Source organism: Aneurinibacillus danicus (assembly GCF_007991215.1).
Classification (GTDB): domain Bacteria; phylum Bacillota; class Bacilli; order Aneurinibacillales; family Aneurinibacillaceae; genus Aneurinibacillus; species Aneurinibacillus danicus.
This window is the reverse complement of the sequence record NZ_BJXX01000161.1, coordinates 1-3,746: the sequence shown is the minus strand read 5'-3', so window position 1 is coordinate 3,746 and position 3,746 is coordinate 1. Positions and strand designations below refer to the sequence as shown.

The 3,746-nt window shown below is 49.9% G+C and carries 8 protein-coding genes; all 8 read right to left on the bottom strand.

Annotation, left to right across the window (positions count from 1 at the left end; all coding sequences use genetic code 11):
- Positions 1 to 43 precede the first annotated feature (43 nt).
- The 8 genes from ADA01nite_RS23120 to ADA01nite_RS16985 all read right to left on the bottom strand — a co-directional run bounded on the left by ADA01nite_RS23120 (position 44) and on the right by ADA01nite_RS16985 (position 3,478).
- Positions 44 to 217, bottom strand: coding sequence for an alpha/beta fold hydrolase (locus tag ADA01nite_RS23120; protein WP_371863574.1), 174 nt, complete (start codon positions 215 to 217; stop codon positions 44 to 46).
- Positions 192 to 602, bottom strand: coding sequence for an alpha/beta fold hydrolase (locus ADA01nite_RS17015; protein ID WP_371863573.1), 411 nt, complete (start codon positions 600 to 602; stop codon positions 192 to 194). The genes ADA01nite_RS23120 and ADA01nite_RS17015 overlap by 26 nt, the downstream gene beginning before the upstream one ends.
- 39 nt (positions 603 to 641) lie before the next feature.
- The gene (locus ADA01nite_RS17010) at positions 642 to 1,127 is read right to left on the bottom strand and encodes a PaaI family thioesterase (protein ID WP_146811472.1); all 486 of its coding nucleotides are present in this window, start codon (positions 1,125 to 1,127) and stop codon (positions 642 to 644) included.
- Positions 1,128 to 1,160: 33 nt separating this feature from the next.
- A complete protein-coding gene (locus tag ADA01nite_RS17005) occupies positions 1,161 to 1,523 on the bottom strand; it encodes an ArsR/SmtB family transcription factor (RefSeq protein ID WP_146811471.1) in 363 nt (120 codons plus the stop codon).
- Positions 1,501 to 2,460 (bottom strand): cation diffusion facilitator family transporter, encoded by a 960-nt coding sequence (locus tag ADA01nite_RS17000; protein WP_146811470.1) that lies wholly within the window; start codon positions 2,458 to 2,460, stop codon positions 1,501 to 1,503. Before ADA01nite_RS17000 ends, ADA01nite_RS17005 begins: the two co-directional genes overlap by 23 nt.
- 132 nt (positions 2,461 to 2,592) lie before the next feature.
- Positions 2,593 to 2,748, bottom strand: a complete 156-nt coding sequence (locus ADA01nite_RS16995) for a lmo0937 family membrane protein (RefSeq protein WP_146811469.1) — start codon at positions 2,746 to 2,748, stop codon at positions 2,593 to 2,595.
- A gap of 127 nt (positions 2,749 to 2,875) precedes the next feature.
- Entirely contained in the window at positions 2,876 to 3,061 is a 186-nt protein-coding gene (locus ADA01nite_RS16990) for a YlaF family protein (protein WP_146811468.1), read from the bottom strand.
- A 54-nt stretch (positions 3,062 to 3,115) separates the two neighbouring features.
- Positions 3,116 to 3,478, bottom strand: coding sequence for a hypothetical protein (locus tag ADA01nite_RS16985; protein ID WP_146811467.1), 363 nt, complete (start codon positions 3,476 to 3,478; stop codon positions 3,116 to 3,118).
- Positions 3,479 to 3,746 lie beyond the last annotated feature (268 nt).

Genomic DNA, 3,746 nt, shown 5'->3' with positions numbered 1-3,746 from the left:
GGCAACGTCCGCGAGTTTTTCTCATATTAGTGTGGATGAGCTTTTAACGGGACGGGTTTAAAAATTCACGAATAATACCGACGAGCTTATTCGGCCCTTCATACATGCTCATATGTCCGACATTCGATAGGGTTTCGGACGTAACCAGCCCCTGCTCGACAGAGAATGTCTTATCCGGCGAAATCAGCTGATCATCTGCGCCGGCGACGAGAAGCACGGGCAGATTCCGCATCCGGCAGGCCGGTAGAGTGAATAAGTCCGAACGCTTTTAGCCGATCTGAGTATTTCTCGGCGAACGCAAGCGTCACATAACCGCCTAGCGAATGACCCAATAGTGTTGCTTCGGAAATGTCCAGTGCGTCCAACATCTGCTTAATGTCTTCTGCGAACAGGTCCATTGAATACGTACCCACGGAAACGGCACTGTCCCCGTGGCCGCGTAAGTCGGGAGCAAGGACCCGGTAGTCTCTCTCAAGCTCGGGAATGATATATTCCCAATACGCCGAACTGCCGCAGAAACCATGCAGCAGAACGACCGCTTCACCCTGGCCTTGTTCCTGATACGCAAGTTCGATTCCGTTTGCCTGGCACGTCTTTTTCATGATGCTCTCCGCCTTTCCGAATGTATTGCGCGGTTTGCGCTATTCTTTGCTTCGATACAGTTGACGAAAGGTGGCGGTTGCCGTAACCACCAGATCGCTGCGGTCGTTGCGTACGTCGCAGGCCATCTGCCAGATGTCCTGTGCCTGATTGACGACGCGGGCCGTGGCGATGAGCTTCTTGCCGGTACCGGCTTTGTGGTAGTTGACGTTCATATCCAGCGTGACGAACTTGTCCCTTGGCGAGATGCGGAGCTCCAGCATCCAGCCCATTGCCATGTCGGCCAGCGTGGCGGTGATTCCCCCGTATACGATGCGGTACGGATTCAGCACCTCGCGGCCAATCGGCATCGAGCAGACAAATTCATTGTCGTCCTGGCTTTCTTCTTCCACTACACCGAGAAAATTTCCGAGAAAAGGATAGTGGTTCTCTTTCATGCTGTTAAGCGCATTCACGGTACGGGCGACCGCTTTTAGGTCCCGCTCCGACATCGCTTCAATCTGTTCAAGTATGTCTTGCTTCGTCATGGTTTCTTCCCCTATTCTTTCCGAGTCTGATCGTTATATCCCTTCCTCCATATGTTCCATACCCAGTAACAGGATGTCATGAACATGGTCGTCGGCCAGGGAGTAAAAAACGGTAGTGCCCGCTTTTTTCGTTTTTGCGACGCCCAGCGTCCGCATCAGGCGGAGATGGTGGGACGCATTAGCGACGGAGATGTCAAGCAGTCTTGCAATATCGTGCACGCAAAGCTCTTCATGGCGGGTCAGCAGATAGGCAATCTTCACACGGTTTATGTCTGCAAGGCCCTTGAACCAGCCTGCCAACTTTTCGACAGGCTTGGTGGCAAGTGCCTCGCGCAGTACCGCCTCGGTCGTAGAAGAGAGATGGCACGCTTCGCTAGTGTCGGTGGTCTTCTTCATCGCACATGTCTCCTTTCCGGCACATATCCGGATCTTCGATTTGGATAGTAGTATGGGCGATGTGGAACTTCTCTTTGAACATATGATTGGCTGCACGCAGTACATCGCCAGACTGTGAGGGATTCTGCACAACAATGTGACAGCTCAGTGAAGGAAAACCGGATGTGACGGTCCAGACGTGCAGATCATGCACAGCGGTCACACCTTCAATGGTGAGCACGGATTTACGGATTTTATCAATATCCATACCATCAGGAACGCCCTCCATCAGGACATTCACAGAGTCGCGGATCACGCGCCATCCTGAAATAAGCACCAGCACCGCGACAATAACACTCGCAATCGGATCGGCAATCGTCCAGCCGAACTGCCAGATAAGCAGTGCCGCGACAATCGCGCCTACAGATCCCAGCATATCCCCGAGTACATGCAGAAATGCACTGCGCACGTTCAGGTTGTCGGACGTATTGCCCCCGCGCATCAGGATCCAAGCCGCGACGATATTGACCAGCAGGCCAAGCACCGCGATTAGCATCATTTGTCCGCTGGCGACCGCTTCAGGAATAAAGAAACGGTGGTACGCCTCTACAAAAATATAGACGGAAATAACGGCCAGCGTTATGCCGTTTAGCAGAGCGGCGAGAATCTCAGTCCGCTTGTAGCCGTATGTTTTGGTGGACGTGGCCGGTTTGCCGGCGAGCCACATGGCGAGCACGCTCAAGAAAAGCGAGGCGGAGTCGCTCAGCATATGACCGGCATCCGATAGGAGCGCGAGACTGTTGCTGAGAATACCTCCGATAAATTCTACGATCATAAAGCCGGTAATCAACAGAAACGCGATAAATAACGATTTACGATTGGCGTTTTCGCCATGGTGATGATGGTGTCCATGCCCGTGGTGATGCGCATGACCATGATGGTGATGGTGTCCGCCCATGAAAGGTTCCTCCCTGTATGATTGATACTTCCAGTGTATGCGGACGAAAGATTAAATTCAAGTATTCTTTTGAATATTTGTTTACTTGGGCAGACAAAAACCTCCGGTACCACATCCGAAGGCTCCGTGTCGTTATATTTTTCCGCGTCTGCCCGATACGAGGTCGATGATAAACAGCACTCCGGCAATCAGCAGCAAAATGTGAATGAGTCCACCGGCTACCCTGAATAGAAAACCGATGAACCAAAGTGCGAGAATAACCAGAATAATCGTACGCAGAATTCCCATATTTCATCGCTCCTTATATTGGTTGGAGATGCAAACTGTCTATCGCTTGTAGGCTTATCTTACCCCTGGATCCGATAAAATAAACGAACCCGCCGTCTGCTTGCCGCAAACGGTGGGCCACCATGGATTAGAGCTGTCCATTTTTTCTGCGCTTGGCTTTAAGCATGAAGCCAAATCCGATGATGAGAATGGCACCTATCAAAAAGATGCCTGCCATAAGGCCGCTGCGTTCCCCAACCGAAATTCCGACGCCGACAAAGCATACGACGCCCAGAATCGCAAGCAGGAGTGATTGCTTCTGATGCTTGGTCATCCGTTTTTCACCTCAAAGTCGATTATACTACATTTATGTAGTGATCGCTTACGCTCAAGTATCAAGAAGCGCCACTTTCTTTCCTAGCTCTTCTGCCGTTTTTGCAAGTGCTAGATAATCTGATTCATCGATCGGCTGTGACGGCTGTGTCATCACCGTAATGTTTCCTATTAGTTCTTTGTTTACCCGCATAGGAATTTGGATAATGGAGAGACGGGCCAATGAGACAGGTTCTGGCTCATTGGACGCGGCTTTCAATACCATATTCGTTCCTTCTTTGATGTAGACGCCGATCCAATCGAAATAGGGGACACGCTTGAAGTTGGAGATAAGCTGTGTATAAATTTCATCGAGATTGCTGCTTCGATGAATCACCACAAGCGTCTCCAACGAAGCTATGGCTGTTGAAGTCGCCATATGAATTCCTCCATATAGATACTGTACTATGTTTGTCTTGACTATTGTAACAGATTTATGAGCGAAGACAGGGTAGTAAGTTTAGGAAATCGTACGGGAATCCTCACCATTTTAATGGCGAGTAATTCACGAAGTTGAGCCTGTGTCTATTAAAGAACGGCAAGCGCACAAACATGGAGATCCGGTAAACAGTCGTGGTTTTTCGTCTTTTTTGCTTTATTGGCTTGAAGTAAGATAGTATGGAAGATATATTTTTTCTGTGAAAATC

Coding starts and splice junctions, on each gene's coding strand:
- ADA01nite_RS16995 (WP_146811469.1), bottom strand. CDS start 2,748: ATGGGAATTCTGCGTACGATTATTCTGGTTATTCTCGCACTTTGGTTC.
- ADA01nite_RS17010 (WP_146811472.1), bottom strand. CDS start 1,127: ATGACGAAGCAAGACATACTTGAACAGATTGAAGCGATGTCGGAGCGG.
- ADA01nite_RS17015 (WP_371863573.1), bottom strand. CDS start 602: ATGAAAAAGACGTGCCAGGCAAACGGAATCGAACTTGCGTATCAGGAA.
- ADA01nite_RS16985 (WP_146811467.1), bottom strand. CDS start 3,478: ATGGCGACTTCAACAGCCATAGCTTCGTTGGAGACGCTTGTGGTGATT.
- ADA01nite_RS16990 (WP_146811468.1), bottom strand. CDS start 3,061: ATGACCAAGCATCAGAAGCAATCACTCCTGCTTGCGATTCTGGGCGTC.
- ADA01nite_RS17000 (WP_146811470.1), bottom strand. CDS start 2,460: ATGGGCGGACACCATCACCATCATGGTCATGCGCATCACCACGGGCAT.
- ADA01nite_RS17005 (WP_146811471.1), bottom strand. CDS start 1,523: ATGAAGAAGACCACCGACACTAGCGAAGCGTGCCATCTCTCTTCTACG.